The sequence below is a fragment of the Hoylesella nanceiensis DSM 19126 = JCM 15639 genome (assembly GCF_000379965.1).
GTDB classification, from domain to species: domain Bacteria; phylum Bacteroidota; class Bacteroidia; order Bacteroidales; family Bacteroidaceae; genus Prevotella; species Prevotella nanceiensis.
Map to the genome: position 1 here is coordinate 64,213 of NZ_KB904333.1, position 25,214 is coordinate 89,426.

Annotated in this window: 19 protein-coding genes; 6 read left to right on the plus strand and 13 right to left on the minus strand. The window is 39.0% G+C overall.

Annotated features, from left to right (window positions below; genetic code table 11):
- Nucleotides 1-68: 68 nt before the first annotated feature.
- From A3GM_RS0109185 to A3GM_RS0109200, 4 genes are all read left to right on the plus strand, one after another.
- Entirely contained in the window at nucleotides 69-1,496 is a 1,428-nt protein-coding gene (locus A3GM_RS0109185; RefSeq protein ID WP_018363077.1) for a CCA tRNA nucleotidyltransferase, read from the plus strand.
- Nucleotides 1,497-1,517: 21 nt separating this feature from the next.
- A complete protein-coding gene (locus A3GM_RS0109190; protein ID WP_018363078.1) occupies nucleotides 1,518-2,321 on the plus strand; it encodes a TrmH family RNA methyltransferase in 804 nt (267 codons plus the stop codon).
- Nucleotides 2,322-2,770: 449 nt separating this feature from the next.
- Nucleotides 2,771-4,252: a glycoside hydrolase family 125 protein gene (locus A3GM_RS0109195; protein WP_018363079.1), complete on the plus strand. Its 1,482-nt coding sequence runs from the start codon at nucleotides 2,771-2,773 to the stop codon at nucleotides 4,250-4,252.
- Between the two features lie 25 nt (nucleotides 4,253-4,277).
- Nucleotides 4,278-6,572 (plus strand): GH92 family glycosyl hydrolase, encoded by a 2,295-nt coding sequence (locus tag A3GM_RS0109200; protein WP_018363080.1) that lies wholly within the window; start codon nucleotides 4,278-4,280, stop codon nucleotides 6,570-6,572.
- 140 nt (nucleotides 6,573-6,712) lie between these two features.
- Here the strand turns inward: A3GM_RS0109200 and pflA are convergent, their stop codons facing one another.
- The 7 genes from pflA to nhaA form a co-directional block, all read right to left on the minus strand.
- A complete protein-coding gene (gene pflA / locus A3GM_RS0109205; RefSeq protein ID WP_018363081.1) occupies nucleotides 6,713-7,441 on the minus strand; it encodes a pyruvate formate-lyase-activating protein in 729 nt (242 codons plus the stop codon).
- Between the two features lie 157 nt (nucleotides 7,442-7,598).
- Nucleotides 7,599-9,848 (minus strand): formate C-acetyltransferase, encoded by a 2,250-nt coding sequence (gene pflB / locus A3GM_RS0109210; protein WP_018363082.1) that lies wholly within the window; start codon nucleotides 9,846-9,848, stop codon nucleotides 7,599-7,601.
- Between the two features lie 309 nt (nucleotides 9,849-10,157).
- Nucleotides 10,158-10,535: a RidA family protein gene (locus A3GM_RS0109215; protein ID WP_018363083.1), complete on the minus strand. Its 378-nt coding sequence runs from the start codon at nucleotides 10,533-10,535 to the stop codon at nucleotides 10,158-10,160.
- 93 nt (nucleotides 10,536-10,628) lie between these two features.
- Nucleotides 10,629-11,828 (minus strand): threonine ammonia-lyase, encoded by a 1,200-nt coding sequence (ilvA, locus tag A3GM_RS0109220; RefSeq protein WP_018363084.1) that lies wholly within the window; start codon nucleotides 11,826-11,828, stop codon nucleotides 10,629-10,631.
- Between the two features lie 147 nt (nucleotides 11,829-11,975).
- Nucleotides 11,976-12,230, minus strand: a complete 255-nt coding sequence (locus A3GM_RS0109225; protein WP_018363085.1) for a hypothetical protein — start codon at nucleotides 12,228-12,230, stop codon at nucleotides 11,976-11,978.
- Nucleotides 12,231-12,598: 368 nt separating this feature from the next.
- Entirely contained in the window at nucleotides 12,599-15,037 is a 2,439-nt protein-coding gene (locus A3GM_RS0109235) for a C10 family peptidase (protein WP_018363087.1), read from the minus strand.
- Between the two features lie 99 nt (nucleotides 15,038-15,136).
- Nucleotides 15,137-16,471: a Na+/H+ antiporter NhaA gene (gene nhaA, locus A3GM_RS0109240; RefSeq protein WP_018363088.1), complete on the minus strand. Its 1,335-nt coding sequence runs from the start codon at nucleotides 16,469-16,471 to the stop codon at nucleotides 15,137-15,139.
- Nucleotides 16,472-16,743: 272 nt separating this feature from the next.
- Between nhaA and A3GM_RS0109245 the strand changes: the two genes are divergently transcribed.
- Nucleotides 16,744-17,532 carry a Nif3-like dinuclear metal center hexameric protein gene (locus A3GM_RS0109245; protein ID WP_018363089.1) on the plus strand — a complete coding sequence of 263 codons (789 nt, stop codon included), beginning with the start codon at nucleotides 16,744-16,746 and terminating at the stop codon, nucleotides 17,530-17,532.
- A 1-nt stretch (nucleotide 17,533) separates the two neighbouring features.
- Complete coding sequence (locus A3GM_RS0109250) at nucleotides 17,534-18,364, plus strand: zinc ribbon domain-containing protein (protein WP_009227202.1); 831 nt, start codon at nucleotides 17,534-17,536, stop codon at nucleotides 18,362-18,364.
- 91 nt (nucleotides 18,365-18,455) lie between these two features.
- On the opposite strand, the gene A3GM_RS0109255 is transcribed toward A3GM_RS0109250, so the two are convergent.
- From A3GM_RS0109255 to A3GM_RS0109285, 6 genes are all read right to left on the minus strand, one after another.
- Nucleotides 18,456-19,601, minus strand: a complete 1,146-nt coding sequence (locus tag A3GM_RS0109255; protein ID WP_018363090.1) for an acyltransferase family protein — start codon at nucleotides 19,599-19,601, stop codon at nucleotides 18,456-18,458.
- Between the two features lie 143 nt (nucleotides 19,602-19,744).
- The gene (rpiB, locus tag A3GM_RS0109260; protein WP_018363091.1) at nucleotides 19,745-20,188 is read right to left on the minus strand and encodes a ribose 5-phosphate isomerase B; all 444 of its coding nucleotides are present in this window, start codon (nucleotides 20,186-20,188) and stop codon (nucleotides 19,745-19,747) included.
- 111 nt (nucleotides 20,189-20,299) lie between these two features.
- On the minus strand, nucleotides 20,300-22,318 hold the full coding sequence (locus tag A3GM_RS0109265) for a transketolase family protein (RefSeq protein ID WP_026216177.1): 2,019 nt from the start codon (nucleotides 22,316-22,318) through the stop codon (nucleotides 20,300-20,302).
- A 460-nt stretch (nucleotides 22,319-22,778) separates the two neighbouring features.
- Nucleotides 22,779-23,672 (minus strand): DNA/RNA non-specific endonuclease, encoded by an 894-nt coding sequence (locus A3GM_RS0109275; RefSeq protein WP_018363094.1) that lies wholly within the window; start codon nucleotides 23,670-23,672, stop codon nucleotides 22,779-22,781.
- A gap of 3 nt (nucleotides 23,673-23,675) precedes the next feature.
- Entirely contained in the window at nucleotides 23,676-24,440 is a 765-nt protein-coding gene (locus A3GM_RS0109280) for an ABC transporter permease (protein ID WP_018363095.1), read from the minus strand.
- 100 nt (nucleotides 24,441-24,540) lie between these two features.
- Nucleotides 24,541-25,161, minus strand: coding sequence for an ATP-binding cassette domain-containing protein (locus A3GM_RS0109285; RefSeq protein ID WP_018363096.1), 621 nt, complete (start codon nucleotides 25,159-25,161; stop codon nucleotides 24,541-24,543).
- Nucleotides 25,162-25,214: the final 53 nt, after the last annotated feature.

Consider the following 25,214-nt stretch of genomic DNA (forward strand, 5'->3'; position numbering starts at 1 on the left):
ATAGTGAGTACTTTTAAAAGGGTATTTTTACTATCTTTGTAGGCATATTAAGAAGAATTTACATTAGGATGAGAAATCTTTCAAACTCTGATTTAGCTAAGATTCTAAATCAAGACATATTTCACTTAATTTCTAAAGCCGCCGATGCACTATCATTAGAGTGCTATGTTGTAGGCGGATACGTAAGAGATTTATTTTTAGAACGCCCCTCGAAAGATATTGATATTGTTGTAGTTGGAAGCGGAATTGCCGTTGCCGAGAAACTAAAAGCTATGCTTGGGCATGGCGCTCACTTATCTGTTTTTCGCAATTTTGGCACTGCTCAGGTTAAATATAAAGGTATAGAGGTTGAATTTGTTGGTGCAAGACGAGAGAGCTATCAACGAAATTCGAGAAAACCAATAGTTGAAGACGGCACACTTGAAGACGATCAGAACCGCAGAGACTTTACTATCAATGCCCTTGCAGTGTGTTTAAACAGTGCAAGATTTGGCGAATTGGTAGACCCTTTCTATGGAATAGAAGACTTAGAAGATGGAATTATACGCACACCTCTCGAACCAAATATCACCTTTTCTGATGACCCTTTGCGCATGTTGCGCTGTATTCGTTTCGCCACTCAATTGAATTTCTTTATCGAAGACGAAACTTTTGATGCGCTAATAGAGAATGCTGAAAGAATAAAAATTATCAGTGGAGAGCGTATTAGCGACGAACTCAATAAGATTATGTTATGCAAAACGCCAAGTAAAGGATTCATAGACCTTTACAGATGCGGGTTGCTTCAAATTATACTCCCTGAACTTTGCGCCCTTGATATTGTGGAAACACGCAACGGAAGAGCGCATAAGAACAACTTTTATCACACTCTTGAGGTTTTAGACAACATCGCTAAACACACCGATAACTTATGGCTTAGATGGGGAGCACTGCTTCATGACATTGGAAAGCCAAAGAGTAAGCGATGGGAAAACCTTGCAGGTTGGACCTTCCACAACCATAATTTCATCGGAGCTAAAATGATTCCGCAAATGTTTAGACGCCTAAAACTACCATTAGATGCTAAGATGAAGTATGTACAATCAATGGTAGACCTACACATGCGACCTATTGTTATTGCCGATGATGTGGTTACAGACAGTGCTGTTCGACGTTTAATTAACGATGCAGGCGACAACATCGACGACTTAATGACACTTTGCGAGGCCGATATCACAACGAAGAACTCTATGAGAAAGCAACGTTTCTTAGATAACTTCCGCATTGTTCGTGAGAAGATTGAAGATTTAAAGGAGCGTGACTACAAGCGTGCTTTACAACCAGTGATAGACGGAAACGAGATTATGGAGATGTTCCATCTTCCTCAAGGACCTGCTGTTGGAACCTTAAAGCAAACGCTTAAGAATGCTGTTCTCGACAATGTGGTTCCCAACGAACGTGAGGCTTTGATGGAATTACTCACCAACAAGGCAAAACAAATGGGACTTATATCTTAAAAGTAACGTTCTTTTTGTACGATGCCCATCATCTATATCGATTCATTAGATCACCCTGGAGTAGACATTTTCTATGCACTTACAGAGGCTCAGCTACGCAATAAGCAACATTCCGACAAGGGTTTGTTTATTGCCGAGAGTCCTAAAGTGATTGAAGTTGCTCTTCGACAAGGCTTTATTCCTACGGCTCTTCTATGCGAAGAACGTCATATCACGGGCGATGCTGCACACATCATCACTCAAAATCCAACGATACCCATATACACTGGCACACGAGATGTCTTAGCATCGATAACGGGTTATACGCTAAGTCGTGGTGTATTGTGCGCCATGAAACGCCCTACTCTCCCCTCTGTCGAAAGCATTTGCGACACAGCTTCACGCATTGCCATTATCGACGGGGTTGTAGATACAACGAATATCGGTGCAATCTTCCGCTCGGCGACAGCACTTGGGATCGATGGAATACTATTAACTAAGAGTTCGTGCGACCCCTTTAATCGACGAGCCGTGCGTGTTTCGATGGGCTCTATCTTTCTTATTCCATGGACATGGCTCGATAATGGCATCGAAGAAGTGGCACAACATGACTTTAAAACCGTTGCTATGGCATTGCGACACAATTCTATCGACATCGACGATGCACGTCTAAAGAAAGAAAAGAAGTTGGCTATTATTTTGGGGACTGAGGGAGATGGCTTGGCAGAATCAACAATTTTAAATACTGATTATGTTGTTAAAATACCCATGCATAACGCTGTCGACTCGCTAAATGTGGCTGCAGCATCGGCTGTTGCATTTTGGGAACTTTGTAAAAAAACATAGTTCTCGTTTTTACACATTATATAATAAGGGGGTCTTTTCGTATTCTTATCACCTCAACTCATTATCTTTTTCACCTAATTCTTTACAATTGATGGGCAACCATCATTTGCCTATCTTTCTACCTCTATCTTCTTCTAAAGTAAAATCACTGCTTTTCCCTTGCAAAAGCAATGCTATTGCGCCCTAATCTCAATGCTTTTTGCTCCCAATAGCAACACTTTTACAACGCACTTGCATTTTATGTCTATTCAAAGTGGTTTCGGTTTTAAAGAAAGTTTGACTTATCTCAATTTTAATAAGACATAAATATTGTTTTCTCATTTTTAATAACTAACTTTGCAGAAAAGCCTTTTTGGATTGTATGCGAGATGCATTTAAGCGATTTCTTGAGACTTTTAAGGAGATAAGAAACGATCTATTAAATAAGAAAACATATTATATACATTACTATGAAACAAAAAAGAAACATCATTTTCGCAACAGCTCTAACGCTGTCTCTATCGTTCAGCACTGCAAATGCTGGTAATTTGTCGCTCAACAACGCTTCTATGGTGGCTGTGAAAGACAACACTTTCATTAAAAGCAATCGCCCACAAGAGAGCGAACGTTTATTTAAATCAGACGTGATAGAGAAGAAAATTAAAGAAGTTACTAAGCTTCTTAGAAAGAATCCATACCTAGCTTGGATGTTCGAAAACTGCTATCCCAACACACTCGACACCACTGTACACTTCAATGGCACAGATGATACCTTTGTTGTAACAGGAGATATTCCTGCAATGTGGTTGAGAGACTCGAGCGCACAGGTGTGGCCTTACTTGCGTTTTGTCAACAAGGACGAAAATCTTCGTAAGATGTTGCGTGGCGTTATCTTACGACAATTGAAATGTATCAATATTGATCCTTATGCAAATGCATTCAACATGGGTCCAACAGGTGGCGAATGGCAAAAGGATTGGACTGATATGAAACCAGAATTACACGAGCGCAAATACGAAATCGACTCGCTTTGCTACCCTATTCGCCTTGCTTATGAGTACTGGAAGATCACTGGAGACACTTCTATCTTTGGCGAAGAATGGCAAAAAGCAGTAAAAAATATTCTCAAAACGTTCCGTGAACAACAAAGAAAAGATGGCAAGGGATCTTATAGTTTCATGCGAGAAACAGCACGACAATTAGATACTGCTTCCAATTCAGGATTCGGTTCACCTGTTAATCCTGTTGGTCTTATCGCCTCAGTATTCCGTCCAAGCGACGATGCAACAACTTTCTTGTTCCTGGTTCCATCTAACTTTATGGCTGTATCGTCATTGAATAAGGCTGCAGAAATTTTGAACACGGTTAATAAGGATAGTCAATTGGCAAGCAATTGCACCAATCTTGCTAACGAAGTACACGATGCTCTGCAAAAATATGCAGTGGTAAATCACCCTAAATATGGTAAGATCTATGCGTTTGAGGTAGATGGCTTTGGCAGTCAATTATTGATGGACGATGCTAATGTGCCTTCTCTTTTAGGCCTAAGCTATTTAGGTGACGTTCCAAGTAACGACCCAATATACCAAAACACCCGTAAGTTTGTGTGGAGTAAAGACAACCCTTACTTCTTTAAAGGCACTGCAGGCGAAGGTATTGGTAGTCCTCATACAGGCTATGATATGATTTGGCCTATGACAATTATGATGAAAGCATTTACTTCTAACGATGATGCTGAAATTAAATGGTGCATCGAACAATTGATGAATACAGACGCAGGAAAAGGATTTATTCATGAATCGTTTAATAAAGACAATCCTTCTAAATACACAAGAGATTGGTTTGCATGGCAAAACACGCTATTTGGCGAATTGATTATCAAGTTAATAGACGATGGAAAGCTCAATGTTCTACTATCAGCTCAACGCAGTAGCACAGCACCACTTCAATAATTCTGAATAAAAACTATTAGACGAAATGAATAAAACCATAATATTATCAGCATTTTTTTCGCTTGCAATGTTGCTTTCGAGCAGCGTTGATCAAGCGAAGAAAAGCATTGTAGACGATGTTAGCACACTTGTCGGAACTCAATCTTCTTACGCCTTATCTACAGGTAACACCTATCCTGCCATCGCTTTGCCATGGGGTATGAACTTTTGGATGCCTCAAACGGGTAAAATGGGCGACGGATGGGCTTATACTTACACTGCAGAAAAGATTAGAGGGTTTAAACAAACGCACCAACCAAGCCCATGGATAAATGATTACGGACAGTTTTCTATAATGCCAACAACGGGCAAACGCATCTTTAATGAAGACGAACGAGCTTCTTGGTTCTCACATAAAGCAGAGCAGGCTACACCTTATTATTATAAGGTTTACCTCGCTGATTATGACATTACCTCTGAGATTGCGCCAACAGAACGTGCTGCCATATTTCGATTTACATTCCCTAAAAATGATGCTTCGAATGTGGTGATAGATGCTTTCGACAAAGGTTCGGAAGTAACTATTATCCCTTCTGAACGCAAGATTATTGGTTATACTACCAAAAATAGCGGTGGTGTGCCCGAAAACTTTAAGAACTACTTTGTAATTGTATTCAACAAACCCTTTAAGAGCGTTGCAGCTGTTAAAAATGGAACATTAAAAGAGGGTGTAGAAAGCGTGTCGTGCGATCATGCTGGGGCTATTGTTAGTTTTGAAACTCAACGAGGCGAGCAGATTGAAGCACGTGTTGCATCATCATTTATCAGTGCCGAACAAGCTGAAATCAATCTAAAAGAATTGGGCAACAACTCGTTTGACGTGATAAAAGAACAAGGCAAACAACGCTGGAACGATGTTCTTGGACGCATAGAGGTGGAAGATGACAATGTAGATAATATGCGCACTTTCTACTCTTGCTTATATCGTTCGGTGCTATTCCCACGTAGTTTCTACGAAAAAGACGCACAAGGCAACATCATACACTACAGTCCTTATAACGGAAAGGTGCTTCCTGGCTATATGTTTACAGACACTGGATTCTGGGATACCTTTCGTTGTTTGTTCCCATTCCTCAACCTTATGTATCCAAAGATGAACGAAATGATGCAAGAAGGTTTAGCCAATGCTTATAAAGAGAGTGGTTTCTTACCCGAATGGGCAAGTCCTGGACATCGTGATTGCATGGTGGGTAACAACTCTGCATCGGTTGTTTCTGATGCATGCATTAAGGGTTTAGGTAACTACGACATTGAAACTCTTTGGCAAGCAGTGAAACATGGTGCTAACAATGTGCATCCAAAGGTGGGTTCTACGGGTAGAAAAGGTGTTGAATATTACAACAAGTTGGGCTATGTTCCATACGATGTAAAAATCAATGAGAGCGTTGCTCGTACCCTTGAATATGCTTACGACGACTGGTGTATCTATCAATTAGGAAAGAAATTGGGCAAGTCTGCAAAAGAGTTAGCTCCTTTTAAACAACGTGCACTTAACTATCGCAACGTGTTCGATAGCGAATCGAAATTAATGCGTGGTAAACTTGCTAATGGAAAGTTCCAAACTCCATTCAATCCTTTGAAGTGGGGAGATGCATTTACTGAAGGAAATGCCTGGCACTACACTTGGTCTGTATTCCATGACGTGAAGGGTTTAATTCAATTAATGGGCGGAAAGCAACACTTTAACGCTATGCTCGACTCTGTTTTCAATCTTCCTCCTATCTTCGACGATAGCTATTATGGCGGAGTGATTCACGAAATACGTGAAATGCAGATTATGAATATGGGTAACTATGCACACGGAAACCAACCTATTCAGCACGCAATCTACCTATATAACTATTCTGGTGAGCCATGGAAAGCTCAATATTGGATTAGAGAAGTGATGAATCGCCTTTACACAAGTGCTCCTGATGGCTATTGCGGAGATGAAGATAATGGTCAAACATCGGCTTGGTATGTGTTTAGTGCAATGGGGTTCTATCCTGTTTGTCCTGGAACTACACAATATGTGATAGGCTCTCCTTATTTCAAGAAAATGCAATTGCATCTCGAAAATGGCAAGACTATCACATTGAATGCGCCAAAGAACAGCGAAGAGAACCGTTTTATCAATAGTATTACGATAAATGGTGCTCCTTATTCTAAAACGTTCTTCAATCATTCTGACCTACTTAAAGGCTGCAATATCGTTTATAACATGAGTAAAGAACCCAATAAACAAAGGGGAATAAACGAGAAAGATGCTCCTTATTCGTTTACTGATGAATTGAAAAAATAGTAATAATTAAAGCTCGAAAGAGGTTCTCTAAAGGCTATTTGCCTTTCTTTTGGTTTCCACATTATTATATATTGGTAACCAATGAGAAATCTCTTTCGAGCTTTTTCTATGTCTTCTATTTTCCTGTTCTTATGCAGGAACTACACTGCTCCTAATATTTTGCGAGCATTATCCACTCTTTCTTGTTCTGGAGAAGCCACATCATTCAATGTATAAGGAATGCCCATCTGCTCCCATTTATACACGCCTAAAGCATGATAGGGCAACACTTCCACTCGTTCTACATTATTCAATCGATCTATAAAGGCACGTAATTGATGCAAATATTCATCATTATCGGTTATTGTTGGAACGAGTACATGACGTATCCACACTGGCTTTTGTAGCTCAGAGAGGTAAAGAGCGCAGTCGAGAATATTGTCATTCTCTCGTCCTGTCAATTTCTTATGCTCGTTACTATCGATGTGTTTCAAATCAAACAACAACAAATCTGTATATTCCATCAACTCATTAAACTTGCTAAAGAAGGGCTCTTCTCTTGTAAATGGTTGGGCTGCGGTGTCTATGCAGGTATGAATACCAAGCTTTTTGGCCTTTTTAAAGAGTTCAATCATAAAGTCCATTTGCAATAAAGCCTCTCCTCCACTAACCGTAATACCGCCTTTCTTTCCCCAATAAGTACGATATTTCAAAGCCTGTTCGAGCAATTCATCTGCCGAACGCATATCTTTTGAATCGGGATTCCATGTATCTGGGTTGTGACAATATCTGCAACGAAGCTTGCAACCCTTAAGAAATATGATAAAACGAATACCTGGTCCATCAACAGACCCAAAGGTTTCAACTGAATGTACTGCAGCTTTTGTCATAATGAAAGATACTAAATAAAGTGTTGTTTTTGTGTTATAATATGATTCTTTGCCTTGAATAAACAGCCACTTGGGCAGTTATCCGATATAAAAAGAAAAGTGCAAAGACTATATTTCGAGCCTTTGCACTTTAATATTGTTATACAACCAAAGGCTATTATGCCATACGTCCATGAGCTTGACGTGCGATAACGTCTAACTGTTGCTCACGAGTTAGGTCGATAAACTTCACTGCATATCCGCTAACACGAATAGTAAAGTTTGCATATTCTTCTTTTTCAGGGTGCTCCATACAATCGATGAGCTTTTCAACACCAAAGACATTCACGTTCAAATGGTGTGCGCCACGATCGAAGTAGCCGTCCATTACGTTCACAAGTGTTTCTACTTGCTCCTCTTCTGTGTGTCCTAAAGTAGTAGGACTGATCGTTTGTGTATTTGAAATACCATCAAGTGCGTATTCATAAGGAAGCTTAGCAGTTGAGTTTAACGATGCAAGTAGACCGTTTTTCTCTGCTCCATAAGATGGATTTGCACCTGGAGCGAATGGAGCTCCAGCTCTTCTTCCATCAGGAGTGTTACCTGTTGCCTTACCATATACCACGTTTGAGGTGATAGTTAGAATACTTGTGGTTGCTTCTGAATCACGATATGTGTGGTGACGACGTATCATTGTCATGAAAGTCTTCAACAACCATACTGCAATGTCATCAGCTCTATCATCATCATTACCATATTTTGGGAACTCACCTTCAGTCTTAAAGTCTACAGGTAAACCGTTCTCATCTCTGATAATACTTACTTTTGCATATTTAATTGCACACAAGCTGTCTACAACATGGCTGAAACCAGCTATTCCAGTTGCGAAAGTTCTGCGCACATTGGTATCGATTAATGCTAATTCTGCAGCCTCATAGAAGTACTTGTCGTGCATATAATGAATCAAGTTAAGGGTATTTACATAAATACCAGCTAACCATTCCATCATATCAATGAATCGAGGTAGGAACTCATCGTAGTTCAATACATCTCCAGAAATTGGTCTATAAGCAGGTCCGCATTGTTCTTTTGTCTTCTCATCAACACCTCCTGACACTGCATATAACAAACATTTAGCTAGATTTGCACGTGCTCCGAAGAACTGCATCTCCTTTCCTGTCTGTGTTGCAGATACACAACAGCAGATAGAATAGTCGTCTCCCCATATCGGACGCATTACATCATCGTTCTCATATTGTATTGAACTGGTTGTAACAGAGATCTTAGACGCATATTGTTTGAAACCTTCTGGAAGGCGAGAGCAATACAATACAGTTAAGTTTGGTTCAGGAGAAGGACCCATGTTCTCAAGAGTATGAAGGAAACGGAAATCGTTCTTTGTAACCATTGAACGTCCATCCATACCCATACCCGCCATTTCTAGGGTCGCCCAGATAGGATCTCCAGAGAAAAGTTGATTGTAAGAAGGGATACGAGCGAACTTAACCATACGGAATTTCATTACCAAGTGGTCGATAAGTTCTTGTGCTTCGCTTTCTGTTAGAGTACCTTCTTCCATGTCACGTTGAATATATATATCCAAGAAAGTAGAGATACGACCAACCGACATCGCTGCTCCGTTCTGTGTTTTGATAGCAGACAAGTAGCCAAAGTATAGCCATTGCACAGCCTCATGTGCGTTCATTGCAGGACGAGAGATATCATATCCATAAATAAGAGCCATTTCCTTCATTTCCTTCAAGGCCTTTATTTGCATAGATATTTCTTCTCTTTGACGGATAATCTCATCAGTCATCACGCCACATCCAGTGTTTCTAAGGTCAGCTTTCTTTTTCTCTATCAAGAAATCAACACCATATAAAGCTACACGACGATAGTCTCCGACGATACGTCCACGTCCATAAGTGTCGGGAAGACCTGTTAAAATGTGGTTATGACGCACCAATTTCATTTCATCTGTATATGCATCAAATACCCCTTCGTTGTGAGTTTTGTGGTATTCAGTAAATATTTTATGAAGTTCAGGAGCTGGTTCGTAACCATAAGTAGTACAAGCTTGCTCTGCCATCTTAATACCTCCATAAGGCATAAATGCACGTTTTAGAGGCTTATCTGTTTGCAATCCAACGATCTTTTCAAGTTCTTTGGTACCTTCGCCCATATAAGCTGCAGGATAAGCAGTCATACTTGATACTATTTTTGTTTCCATATCAAGAACTCCACCCTTTGCTCTTTCTTCTTTTTGAAGGCCTTGTAGTAGTGTCCAAAGCTTATTAGTTGCTTCTGTTGGACCTGCTAAGAAGTCAGCATTACCATCATAAGCAGTGTAGTTGTCTTGGATAAAGGCACGTACATCGATATCTTCTGTCCAGTGACTGCCTTTAAATCCTCTCCATTCGTTCTTCATTTTGAGTTGTATTTGTTTTGTTATTAAAAGCGTACTCGAAAGTACTTTCTGTTTTATTTTTCGTTACAATTGTTGATTTTATCATCAAATTGCAGTGCAAAAGTATATATAATTATACATATACGCAATACCTACAAGTGATGATTTTGCAAACTCCACATTACAAAACCGCCCAAAATGCAATAAAAATAACCATTTGCAAGAAGAATGTTAAAAATATATTAAATGCAAAATAAAATGCCATCAACCCTTTTATGCTGATTTTTCACAAAAGAATTGATGGCAAACACCTATTTTATATATAGATAATTAGGGGCGAACAGCTATACATTCTACTTCTACAAGAGCGTTCTTTGGAAGTGTTTTCACTGCCACTGCAGAACGAGCAGGATATGGTTCGCTAAAGAACTCTGCATAAATTTCGTTCATTGCTGCAAAGTTAGCCATATCACTTAAGAACACTGTTGTTTTAATTACGTTGTTAAGATCAAGTCCAGCCTCATTCATTATTGCACGAGCATTGGTCAATGCTTGGCGAGTTTGAGCTTGAACATCTCCCTCTACGAATTCTCCTGTAGCAGGATTAATACCTAATTGTCCTGAAGCAAACACAAAACCATTAGCTTCTACGGCTTGACTATAAGGTCCAATTGCGGCTGGTGCCTTAGTTGTTTGAATTGTTTTCATAATTGATTTTTTATCTTTATTGATTATATTGTTTATCTATGATATTCTAAATTGCGGTGTAATACCTAAAAATGATGAGTCTTCACATCAATTTTAATCATTCACAACGTTGAAACCCTGTTTCTTTAAGGTGGATTTTATTTCGAGAAGATGCTCCTCATTACGTGTTTCTGCAGTAAGTTTCACCACACATACCCTTACATTTCCTTTGCTCATGGCTCTGTCGTGATGCACACTTATGATGTTTGCGCCTAATTTTGACACAATTGCGCATGTTTGTGCGAGTGTACCTGGTTGATCGTTCACTTCAATGTGTATTGAGCATAGGCGACCACTGGCTATCAATCCGCTACTAATCACACGACCGAGCGTTGTTACATCGATGTTACCTCCACTCACAAGACACACCACTTTTTTGCCTTCAACAGGTATTTTGTCGAACATCACCGCAGCAACAGCCACAGCACCAGCACCTTCTGCCACCATTTTCTTTTTCTCAATCAATCGCAATATGGCAGCACAAATCTCCTCTTCGCTAACAGTCACTACCCCATCAACATAGTTCGAGCAAATGTCAAAGGTGATGTCTCCAGGCTTTTTAACGGCTATTCCGTCAGCAATAGTGCTCACTGAGGTTAAAAGCACAGGTTCTTTGGCTTCTAAACTTCGAAGCATACTCGCCGCATTTTCTGCCTGAACGCCATATACTTTGATGTTAGGATTCAGCGTTTTAGCCGCATAAGCCACTCCAGAAATCAGTCCTCCGCCTCCAACAGGCACCACAATCACGTCTACATCGGGCAATTCTTCGAGAATTTCCAATGCAATAGTGCCCTGACCAGCAATAACATTCTCGTCATTAAAAGGATGAATAAAGGTATAACCAAATTCGTCTCTCATGGCAAGTGCACGATTATAGGCATCGTCATACACCCCTGGCACCAAGCAAATCTCTGCTCCTAAACGTCTTGTTGCTTCCACTTTGCTCATCGGAGCCGCTTCTGGTAGGCATATTAAAGACTTTATTCCCATAGAAGTTGCACCCAAAGCCACTCCTTGTGCATGGTTTCCTGCCGAGCAAGCAACCACTCCTTTCGCCTTTTCTTCATCCGAAAGTTGCGATATTTTATAGTAAGCTCCTCTTATTTTAAACGACCCTGTGCGTTGTAAACATTCGGGTTTAAGATACACTTCGCATGTTGTATTCACCTTTTTAGTATGCACTAAATCGGTTTTTCGCAAGATATTCTCGAGTACAATACGTGCATTGTAGAATTTATCAATAGTGAGCATAGATTTATTGGTTTTTATTCATCACAAATATAGTATTTTATTTGGAAAACACCTCTATGCTTTTGATTTTTTATTGCACAAAAAGCAAAGTTTTTACTTTTCGTTTAGCACTGCCTTTCGCCTACCTTAGCCCTGCAATTGCTCTCTCTATTTTTTCTTAAAATATTGCTTCAATCGCTTATAACCCTCCACTCCCAAGATGGTTAAGCCCGTATATTGAAATATTTTGGCAAGTCCAAAGAGCACAACCCAAAGAATTCCTTTTGTTTTTACGTCGATATCGAGAGCCATTTGCGCAAACGACAAGATGTAAAAAGGAATGCAACAAAGTGTGATGATAACACCTGTGCGGAATGAAAGTTGTTGAAGTTTGTTTTTTATTTTATTGAAAAAAGAGGACATTACGTTTTGCTCTATAATGATTTCAATTACAAAAGTATAAATATTTTTTTGGTAAAGAGTTGAGGTAAGAGTTTTTTATAGCCCTAACAGGACGATTTTTCGATAAGAGAAAACCCATGAAAGGAAAAGAAGAAAAATGTAGTTACTTTTTCACATCCTTTTCATCACTTTCAAAACTCAATGCTTTTGCGTTGCAAAATCACTGCTATTAGAGTCTAAAAACAACGCTTTTACCATGCAATAGCATAGCTTTAGATTTGCTTCTATTTCACGTTGGGTGGCAACATCAAAAAAGGTTGTCTCTATTTGCATAAAGACAACCTTTTAGCTACATTTCCTTTCTACCTTAAAACGGAACTAATCTATGTTTATTTCTTCATTATTTTCTTACCATCTACAATGTAGACACCTGCAGGAAGGGCATCCCAAGCCTGTGTTTGGCGCACTCCTTGAACGTTATAGATGTGCTTTGGAGCTTTATTTTCGCTTTCGAGCGAGCCAATACCTGTGGCTTTCAATTTGTCTACTGCGTGGAATGTATTGCGGAATGTAAGAGGATTCCAAACATCTTCACGATTTCCGTTTCTCACAATCTCAATATGTACTTCGTAAGAGTGATTCTTTTCTAATTTTGAAGCAGGGAAAGTGATGCGTGTTGATGCTGCATTCTTTAGATCTCCATAAGGCAAATTCACATTATTTAGAGAGCCTACCTCAATCCATTTATCTGCAGTTAGGTCGTACAAACGATAATATAGTGGACCACGATAACCATCTTTAATTACCCAACCCGATATTTTTGAATGCACTTGCAAACCAATTTCACTTATTTTGTTTAGTTCGAAGGTGCTATAATTAGCATCTTTACCATCTACAAGGAAGTCTACAAAGTTAAACTCAATTGTTCCTCTATTTACATAAGGCAATACTTCTACTTCAAAAGGCTTTTGCATTTTGATAGGAACAACAACCTCCTCTGCTCCCTTTCTTTTAGCCTTTATCGAAAAGGTTACATCGTATTTACCTGGCGATAAACTACCTATTCTACCTGATTGGTAATATTGTGCTAACATTCTTATAGTGAAAGAAGTATGTCCAAGACGTTGAGCTACCACGTTAGGAGTAAGTAAGAAACCATTAAACTCTTCATTGGTTGCTTTATTTTTGAATGTCATCACCAAGTCACCACGCACTTCTTCACGGCCTGGGTTGTACATTGTAAAGCTAAAAGCAGCCATACTACCTGAATTTTCATAGAAAGGTGCCAACAAACTTGGTGCCTTTTCCATTGTTACATCATTTTTAGGATTGTTCTCATTCATACGAACTTCATTTGATGTAAGTTCTACCTGTATCTCATTAGCGTAGTTTATAGGCTTCCATTCACCATTTTCTTTGGTTACAGGATCAAGCATTTCTGAGTAAACAGGCACCAAACGATAGTTACCATTGGGCAATCCTTCAAAATTAATGTTGTATACATCAAAATTAAATGTGGTGAAAATAGTAGCCCATTGAATATTATCACTGTTTGATTTGAATATTTTTACTCGCTTATTTTGATCATCATAGAGCGCAAGACCAACCTTTCCGGTGAATACTCCTAAGCCTTCTTTCGCAGAACTATATGCTCCTACCCTTTTAATTTCTGCAGAAAAGCTTTCGTTTCGTACTCCTTGTGTTTTATTAATAGTAAATGTTGTGGTTAAACGAGCATTTAAAGCACGTTCTATATCCTTGAAAGGAGTTGCTATTCCATTGTTTGGATGTGCAAATACAACAGAAATATCGTCCCAGAAAGTACCACTAAGTGCAAATCCAGAAACATTTAAATAAACGGTATTTATATCGAAATAGCCGTCTTCTTGACCACCCCAACCCCAGTTAGTGTGTATAAATCCTTGCTCATCATAGCCGTCATAAACAAAGGCATGAGGTCCTCCTACAACTAAAACAGGATATCCATCAGATAGCTCTTGCATCACTTCTTTTAGGAATTCATTTGCAGGTAGAACGTCTTTAACAAGATATCGCACTGTATAATTAAATGTATGACGAAGGGCATTGCATGCGTTTTCCAAGTTAGAATCACTTCCTTTATGATAATATCTCATTCTAACTGCCTTACCAATATCATACATTAAAACTCCAACAGCTTGTTGAGAACGACTTGAAAACATCTTATCCGAGGTATCTTTCATATCATCCCACCAATAAGTACTGCTCTTTCTGGCCTCATCCCCTGTTGATGCTATATAGTCTGCAGGGCGATTTTTTGGCCATTTATGGTGATACATCACTTGTGCAGTGGCTGTTGCCACACAACCTGTAGGGGTTGTTTTACCATCAATTACAGGGGTATATTTATTAAATGGAAAGTATTGACTCCACTTACAAGTTAGCAATGGTTCTACTTTTCGTTTGAGTTGGCTTGGTGTGGTTGATGCTTGTATGGTATTGCTACGTACAGCTTTCACCACTCTTTCATAGTCTTTTAAGAACTGTTTGAAGTAGGGTGATTGCTTACTCTCATCTTTCGACATCTTATCTCCATAAGCAACCACTTCATTTAGCTTGCTTTCTCCTGATACAATAACGAACTTATCATCGTTAGAGCTGGTGAAAATATAATAAGCTGGTTGCTCGTTTGCTTTTAATGAGCGTGTTTTAGGTATTTTGTTCGACAGCGTTGGGTTGCTAATATACTTAGAAGCAATGTTCAATGCCTGTCCTTTTGTAATAGGATTTGCGCTCGCAAGCACACTATTGGCTAACACTGTTAGCGCAAAAAGTAATGTTCTTTTCATTTGTTTGTTTATTCGATTAGTCAAGTGTTTGTGTTTGTTATGTTCTTTATGCTACGTTAATTAATGAATATAGGGTTAATATCAGTAGACAAGTAAATATTATTTATTTTTGTTTGGTGACTGATTTAGAAGGATATAACCTCCTATTCCGCCTAAAATGGAAGCCAAAAAGATTCCCACTTTTGCTTGTGTCAGCCACAATTCGTTGTCGAATGCAAGTGTAGAAATAAACATCGACATGGTGAAACCTATGGAAGCAAGCATACCTAAACCTACCATTGTGCGCTTGGTGATGGCACTTGGCAAGGTTGCCCAACGCATTTTAACCATTAAGAAGGTTGCACCTACCACACCAAGAGGCTTTCCAATGAGCAAACCTAAAGCTACTCCGAGCGCAACATGGGTGGAAAAGATATCTGATATACTTAGATTGGTGAAGCTAATACCTGCATTGGCAATGGCAAAGATGGGCATAATGAGGAATGTTACCACTGGGGCTAAGGTGTGTTCGAGCTGTTGTAGCAAAGGAATAGCAATGGAGGTGTCTCGCTTGATGGTTGCTAACACGCCCACTTGTCCTTCTTCTAAGATTCGAACGTCATTGGATTCTTCGTGTTCAAAACGTTTCAATTGCTTCTTTAAACGCTTGATATACACTGATTCATTTATTCTTGCATCGGCTGGAATCATAAAAGCGGCAAGCACTGCAGCGATAGTTGCATGGATACCTGATAGTAAAAAGGTGACCCAAACGCCTCCTATCCCAAGTATTGCGTAAAAGAATAGATTTTTAACTCCTAATCTATTGCCAATAAACATCACTGCAAGAAAGGCTAAACCAAAGAGCAAACTCACCACAGAAAGCTCGGAAGTGTAGAAGAAGGCAATAACAAGTACTGCTCCAAGGTCGTCTACTATGGCAAGAGTTGTTAAGAATACTTTTGCCGAAAGGGGCACCTTATTGCCTAAAAGATACACCACTCCTAAGGCGAAGGCTATGTCGGTTGCCATCGGAATACCCCAACCCATGGCGTGAGGTGTGCCTATATTGAGGGCTGTATAAATCAAAGCGGGAACAAGCATACCACCAATGGCAGCTCCAATGGGTAGTATGGTGTTTCTAACATCTGCCAGTTCGCCTCCTATAAATTCTCTCTTTAGCTCTAAACCAACCACAAAGAAGAAAACAGCCATTAAGCCATCGTTAATCCAATGATGCAAAGAATAGTTCAAATAAGTTTGTCCATTGACAATCATTCCTACCTCTTGCTCAAAGAAATGAAAGTAACTTGTAGCAAAATCTGTATTGGCTAAGACCATAGCCAACACAACACTGAGAAGCAAAACGATACCGCCCGACTTCTCTCTACCCATAAATAACTTTATAGGTAACATCAAATGATGGTTTAATTTCTTTTCTACTCGCTTTCTCATAAACCTATATTCATTGTTTTTCCTTGTGTATTGCAAAAGTAATATTATTTATTTTAAATAACAAACTCACACTAATTTAAATACAATTACACTGCTTTTTTATCTAAAACAGGTCATTTTCAATACTATTTCCACTCTTCTAAGGTGGAATTTCATCAACATAAAAAGGGTAATCACCTCACTTATAATTTAAAAAATCTTAACAGGCAGGATTCTAAAAATCATCTATCAAAATAAAATTGTAACTTTGTAGTTCATTAAAATATACATGCGTGAAAATTAAAGACGTAATTCATGCCCTTGAAAAGTTCGCGCCTCTGCCCTTGCAAGAGAGCTATGATAATGCCGGTTTGCAAGTAGGATTGACAGAGACGGAAAGCTCAGGGGCATTATTGTGTTTGGATGTGACCGAAGAAGTGATTGATGAAGCCATCGAATTAGGCTGTAACATCATTGTAGCACATCATCCATTGATATTTAAAAAGCTATCTTGTGTCACCGATACAACACTCGTTCAACGCTGTGTTATAAAGGCTTTGCAAAACAATATTACTATTGTTGCAATGCACACCAATATAGATAGCGCAGTGAATGGAGTGAACTTTAAGATTGCAGAGAAGCTAAATATGCACGACTTGCAATTCTTTGGAGACACAAAAGATGTTGACGGAGTAGCTGGCGGAAGCGGTGTTATAGGTCAACTTGCACAACCTTTAAATGCAAATGAATTTATATCGCTTTTAAAAAGCACTTTCGATGTGGATTGCGCTCAATGCAATGAACTTTTAAAACGCCCCATTTCAAAGGTAGCTTTGTGTGGAGGTGCGGGCTCATTCCTATTGAATGATGCTATAAAAGCAGGTGCAGACGCTTTCATTACGGGCGAAATGCATTATCACGACTACTTTGATACAGAGCAAAAGATACAAATTGCGGTCTTAGGTCACTATCAAAGCGAACAGTATACCACTGAGATTTTTAAATCAATCATCGAGAATAACTGTCCAGGAGTACCCTGTTTTATCACTAAAATCAATACAAATCCAATAATATATATATAATATGGCAAAAAAAGATCCTATTGAATTGTCGGTTGAAGAGAAGCTAAAGACTCTTTATCAACTACAAACAAGCTTGTCAGAAATAGATGAAAAGAGAGCACTTCGTGGTGAATTACCTCTAGAAGTACAAGACTTAGAAGACGAGATTGCGGGTTTAACATTGCGTATCGATAAGATTCAACAAGAAATTCGTGAGTTTCAAACTGCAGTAACACAGAAACGTGTGGAGATGGATCAAGCTCAAAAGAGCATAGAACGCTATCAAAAGCAGTTAGATGAAGTGAAGAACAATCGTGAATACGATACTCTTACAAAGGAAATCGAATACCAAAGTCTTGAAATAGAGTTGTGCGAAAAGAAGATTAAGGAAGCTCTTATCAAGATAGAAGAGAAAACTCACGCCTTAGAAGAAGGTAGAGAGAACATCAAAGAACGTCAAGAAGACCTCAAACACAAGAGAAGTGAGTTGAATGAGATCGTTCAAGAGACTCGTGAAGAAGAGGAAAAGCTAAGAGAAAGAATTGCAGAACTAGAAACAAAGATCGAACCTCGTCTTCTATCTAGCTTCAAACGCATTCGCAAGAACGCTCGTAATGGCTTAGGAATTGTTTACGTTCAGCGTGATGCTTGTGGTGGTTGTTTCAATAAAATACCACCTCAGAGACAGTTAGACATCAAGATGCACAAGAAAGTTATCGTGTGCGAATATTGCGGTAGAATTATGATTGACCCAGATTTAGCTGGAGTTAAGACCGTAGATGCTACACTTGAAGACAAGCCAAAGCGCAAAAGAGCTATCAGAAAGAAGGCTAAAGAGGAAGAAGGAGAATAATTAACTCTATATAAAAGGAGGCTTATTACACGTTAATAAGCCTCCTTTTGCATTGTAATAACTATGCTTTTTAGACCTAAAGTCAATGCTTTTACTTTACAAATCGATTACTTAAATATTTTCTTAGCGGTGCATCATAGTAGCGAAAACATAGTTGTGCTAATACAATTGAGACAACAACCACAGCTATTGCCGCTGGATAGGCACTACTAAAGGGCAACTCATTGTTCTTAACCCACGCATAATAAGTATAAACAAGAGGATAATGTACAATATAAACAGGATAAGATAAATCGCCTAACCAAGTGGCAATTCGCTTTGTTCTATCGCTTATTGCCGTTGCAGAAGCCCCTATACACATTACAAAAGGAAAGGCACATGTAATGCAGAAGACATCGTAAATGCCGTTCATCCAATTGTATTCGTGTCCACCAACATTGGGCATAAAAGTCAATACCACCAAAACAATACTTCCAATAATAAACGGATGCTTGATAATTCCAGGGTGATAGGTGCGTGAAATGAGCAATCCTGCAGTGAAAGAGAACAACAATCTAAACATTCCACCAATGAAATTCTCTTTCGTTAGAGCCCATCCCCAGCCTAAATTACAATAATCTCCTTGGAAAGCAGCATAGGTTAATCCCACTGCAAACAAAGGAACAATCCACCAAAGCACACGAGTTGAAACCTTTCTAAATATAAAAGCATACAAACCATAAGCAATATACTCGAAGAAAAGCGACCAACAAGGTCCATTTAGAGGGAACATCTCGCCCCAACCACGTATATCCATAGACATAGTTGAAGGTATTAAAAAGCAATTCAGCAGTGTTGTTCCGAACAAAGAACTTAGTCCTACCGAGCCAACATTCCACATTTCACATCCTTGAAAGTAGAACATGGCAGCTCCAAGTATTGCTCCTATCACCACCATAGGTTGCAAACGAATCAATCTTCGTAATAAAAAGTTAGACGAAGACACCGTATCTATTCGACGATCATACGAATATCCAATTACAAAACCCGACAACATAAAAAAGAAATCCACTGCAAGATAGCCGTGATTAACGCTTTGTTCTACAGGATTAATAGCATAAGCTTCAAATAAATGGTAGCATATCACAATTAAAGCAGCCACTCCTCGCAATCCATCAAGAATAAGATAATGAGGTTTTGACCCACCATATACGGCAAAATCTACATTGGTTTGTTGTACAGTTGTTTCTTTATTCATTTTCAATACTGATTGTTTTATTTTACACCTATATTATATATAGCCTCTGTAAGATTTGTTTTAAAACTGAAAAAGCTTTTATTCCCTGTCTCAAGAAAGAGAATAAAAGCCTATATTGACACTGCGTTTAAATAAAAGAAAAGTTATTTCTCTACAGCGATTTTATCTATTCGTGCTTGATGACGTCCGCCTTCAAAGTCGGTTTGCATAAATTCATCAATAATTTTAGCAGCCTCTTCGTTGCTAATATATCTTCCTGGCATCACCAATACATTTGCATCATTGTGCAAACGAGTCATGTGTGCGATCTCAGGAGACCAACAAAGAGCAGCTCTAATATGCTGATGTTTGTTGAGAGTCATGCTAATTCCTTCTCCACTTCCACACACTGCAAGACCTGGATACACTTCTCCTGCCTCAACAGCGTTAGCTAAAGCGTGACCAAAATCAGGATAATCAACCGAAGCTTCGCTGTTTGTTCCAAAGTCTTTCACTTCATATCCCTTTTCTTGTAGATATTTCTTTGCAAACTCTTTCAATGCAAATCCTGCATGGTCGCTTGCCAATCCTATTACTTTTGCTTTCATATTCTATTTCAATATGTTCGTATTGATAAAAAGAATAGTGAATGATTTTCTGTTATTTCCTTGCATCATACAAGATAACATGTCAATCATTCACTATTAATATCGTAATTTTTATTTGTTCAACATTGTTTTAACGCAGTTGTAAACGTTCTCTGCTGTGAAGCCTAACTTCTCGTTTAGCACAGTGAAAGGAGCTGAATAGCCGAATGAATTCAAACCGAACACTTCGCCATTGCTACCTACTAAGCCTTCGAGAGTCACAGGTAAACCTGCTGTTAAGCCGAATATCTTACTACCAGTTGGTAGCACTTCTTCTTGATATTCTTTTGTTTGACGACGGAACAGACCTTCTGAAGGAACGCTAACAATACGCACTTTCACACCATCTGCACGCAAAAGACTTGCTCCAGACACAAGAGTTGCCACCTCAGAACCCGATGCTAACAAGATAACATCATATTGTTCGTCTGATCCAGCCACTACATATGCACCCTTACGAGCCATATCATAGTTTGTACCTTCAGGCAAGTTGTCTACGTTTTGACGTGAGAATATCAATGCAGTAGGTGTATTCATGTTCTCCATAGCCATCTGCCAGCACACTGTTGTCTCATTAACATCAGCAGGACGGAATACTCTTACAGAGTCTTCTCCATTGTGGTTACGAAGCTTTTCCATTAATCTTATTTGTGCTTCTTGCTCAACTGGCTCGTGAGTAGGACCATCTTCGCCCACTCTAAAGGCGTCGTGCGACCAAATAAACTTAATAGGAACACGCATTAAAGCTGCCATTCTAATTGCAGGCTTCATGTAATCAGAGAATACAAAGAATGTTCCACAAGCAGGAATGATACCACCATGCAAATACATACCAATGCACATACATGCCATAGTCAACTCACTTACACCCGCTTGGAAGAATGCTCCAGAGAAATCTCCACGTATTATGTTATGCGTATCCTTAAGGAATCCATCTGTTCTGTCTGAATTACACAAGTCAGCAGACGACACAATCATATTCTTAACCTGCTCACTTAGAACACCAAGACATGCTGCCGAAGCTACTCTTGTTGGTGAATTAGGCTTTTGAACGAGGTTACTCCAATCGATGTTAGGTGCTTTTCCAGAGAACCATTCAGCCATTTTAGCTGCTTTTTCTGGATTTTCAGCAGCCCATTGCTTTTCAATTGCTTGACGTTTTGCTACAATCTCTTTTAGTTCTGCATTTCTCTTTGCATAGAGTTCAGCAACATCGTCGTAGATAACGAATGGGTTTTCAACGTCACCACCAAGGTTTTTGATTGTATTGATATAGGCATCTCCTCCTAAAGGAGCGCCGTGTGTTCTAAAGTCGCCCTCATAACTGGTACCATCTGCTTGAACTGCGCCCTTAGCCATGATGGTTTTACCAATAATAAGCGTTGGACGTTCGGTCTCTTGATTAGCTAATGTCAATGCTTTTCTTATCTCATCAACATCATTACCATTTATAGTTATAACGTTCCAACCCCATGATTTATACTTCATTTCGGTGTCTTCTCTCATCACAACATCGCAGTTTGTAGAGAGTTGAACATCGTTTGAGTCGTAGAACATAATGAGATTATTCAATCCAAGCACTCCTGCTAAGCGACCAGTGCCTTGAGATATCTCTTCTTGAATGCCTCCATCAGATATAAATGCATATATCTTATGTTGCATTACCTCGTGTCCTAAATGCGCTTCGAGGTATTTTTCTGCCACAGCAGCACCTGCAGCGAATGTATGTCCTTGTCCTAAAGGACCTGAAGTATTCTCTATTCCGTGCGCAATATCACGTTCTGGGTGTCCAGGAGTTACCGAACCCCATTGGCGGAACTGCTGAAGATCCTCCAAAGTGAATTTGCCTTGCATTGCAAGAACAGAATAAAGCATGGGCGACATGTGACCGGGATCAAGATAAAAACGGTCTCTTCCCTCCCAGAAAGGATTACTTGGGTCGTATATTAAGAATTCAGAGAAGAGCACATTGATAAAGTCTGCGCCACCCATTGCACCCCCTGGATGACCCGATTTTGCTTTTTCTACCATCGCAGCAGTTAGAATTCGGATATTATCTGCTGCCCGATTCATTAATGTCTTTTGGTTCATATCTTGTTATAAAGTTTAAACTTGTATTGCAAAAGTACTGCTTTAAATTGATACTTGCAACGCTATAAGTCGTTATTTTTACTAAACATAATTATTGACATGTATTAAGTATTAATGTTAAATGTTATACTTTTGAATCTTTATCTCGCTTTTTCTTATTAAAAGAAAGAGTTCTTCTTTTTTAATATGCTTTATTTCACATTTCATCAACGTCGATCTCTCTATATTTAATCTTTGCACTTTCATTTTAGTAGTCTTATTTTTAGAATTTAAGTACTTTTTAGTTCTCAACGTAAGTCATTGCAATTGATTTCTAAAGTCAATGCTTTTGACTTAGAATAGCACTGCTTTTAACGAATAAACTCAATGCTTTTACAAGGTAAAGACATTGAGTTTACTTTTAATGAACGATGTATTTTGAAAATCAATTGATTGTCATTGCATTACGAAGGAAGAAGAATTAGTTAGAAGTATCCCAATCTTTAAAATTATAATTCTTCTCAATTTCGTTCTCTATCTTATCGTCTAGCGATGCAAAAAAATTGAAACCTGTGATGCGTTCCACCTCATCTACTGATGTTGCATAAGCTTTTACGGGCTTATCTGTATCATCATTGGGATAGATAAAGCCTATTGCTCTAGGCGAAGAGCCATTGTATAACACCACTTTAAAGAAGCCTTTGGGAACCAACACCTTGTTAGGACCAATGCGACGGCCTTTTTCTTGTGGATTGATAGGACCACAAACGATGTGAATTTCGCCCCATTTGCGTGCCCAACTACGGCACATTTGCTCTAATTCACTCCAGTCTCCTGAATTCAAATTGGGTGCTTGCGGACAAATATTGGTCATCAAAAATGATTCTTGTTGTGCTCTTTCGCTCCACTTATTATCTGCAGAAGGACACATATGTCCACGATCATAGCCCGAACGAACATAGTCGAAAGTAGTTACTTGCACTCCTTTCACCTCAGGATCAGGTTGAAAAGCATTTCCGTTTCGTTTATGCTTGCCCTTTGTGTGAGCCGCCGTTAGCAACCAAGCCACATAGTTTGGCGTTTTAGTTTCGCTGTTATACGACACCACATAGGCAGTTTTATACATCAATTGCTCTGGTTTTTGAGTGATTTTTGCAGGCAAAAGCACTCGACTAACAGTAGAACCCGTATCCGACACTGCCTCTATTTTCTTCGATTTGCTTTCTTTGTTCAGCTCTTTGTCAATCTCTTGAACAACGGTTTTAACAATTTTCTGCGTGTGTTTATCCTGCCAAATGCGCCTCGATTCTTTCAAATCACCACACGAAAAGAACAAGATAATGCTAAAAAGATATAGTATGTGTTTTTTATTCATCGTCTATTGTTTAAACTGTTGATATGGATCGAAGGTGTATTTTTGCGATATTGTTAGGCAAATGAACAACGACACGATAGACGAAGTGAATGCAAGTAGAGCGCAAACTACCTGTGCAACAAGGGCTTCTCCAATGCCAATGCCACACATTATCATTGCGCATAAGATCCAAGGAGCTGTTCCCGAAACCACAAGACACAAGGGTTTAAGGTTCATTATTGTTGTTTTTTCGATGGCACGACGCAACAAATAGCCAATAGAAGTGTTGTGAGTGGCTCCGTTTGCTTGTAGATAATAGTATAACTTACCATCATTTAGCAATCCATTGGCATAAGTGTCTATTCCTTTTGCTGTGGAAACGGCTACCGAACAATAGGTTATGGGCAACAAAGGTAGCAGATATTGTGCCGAAAAGAAGTTGTCTGCACCTGACAAAGCATAGTGAGCAGGCAACACAAGCAATAGAAATACGGCACAATTGGCAATGAGCAAGGGAGTAAAGAAATGCTTTCTATGGGGCAGTTTCTTTAATGTTGCAGCGTAAGTGGCTAACAATGGAGCCACAAGAGATAAGAGGATGTTGACAAAGGCGTTATTTATTTTCATGGCATAGTATATCACTAAGCCTACAGCCACTGCACCAATGCCCATCTTTAGCAATGCAACAAACACTCGGTTTTGCTTTGTTGAACCTACATTATATAATATATACATAGGAAGGAACAACAATATGATGATAAAAATGCAACTAAAAAAAGATAGTGTCATATATTTATTATGTTCTTATTTTACTTTAGATATGCCCTTAAAGCCTATCGTTTTAATTCTGTTATATTGTTCTTTTCAATCTACTTCAATGTTCAATGCTTTATACATTGATTCGTTTTGTTCCGCTATTGGCAAGGATTTCGCTGCTTGTTACAGCTAAAATGCCACTCCCCTGCTCTCTTATTTTATTTAAAAGATATTGAATAATGGTGTGTCCTTCATTCTCTTCATCGCACCATAGATGGTCTATTAACACCAAATCTTTAGGCGAAACAATCGAAAAACACAAGAGTATTGCCTGTTGTTCGAATGGAGTTAAACTGCAATATTTCTGCTTCAAAATTTCTTTATCAATGCCTATTTCTTTCAATATCTGCTTTAATTGCTCTTTGCAATGAGCTTCTTTGTTGTCGTTTGCTTTTAAATGAAGATGAAAAAGGTCGATAACACTCTCTTTATACTCGCAAAAATGAGTTGGAACAAAAGCCATACTCTGTCTGAAATAGGCTGCCGATTGGGTGTCAACAACGGCTCCATCAATACTGATATACCCCGATTTATAAGGCTTAAAGCCTAAAATATACTCAAACAAGCACCCCATTTCACTGGCATTGGTGGTGTAGATGCTCACCAACTCTTGTCCTTCGACGGTGAAAGACAAGCTATATGAGGACGCAGAACCAATGGTTTCGAAAGGTATATCTTTTAATTCTAGCTTCATTCTAATATTCTTTTACTCTAGAGTTACAAAGTTACTAGTTTTTTTTCACCTAG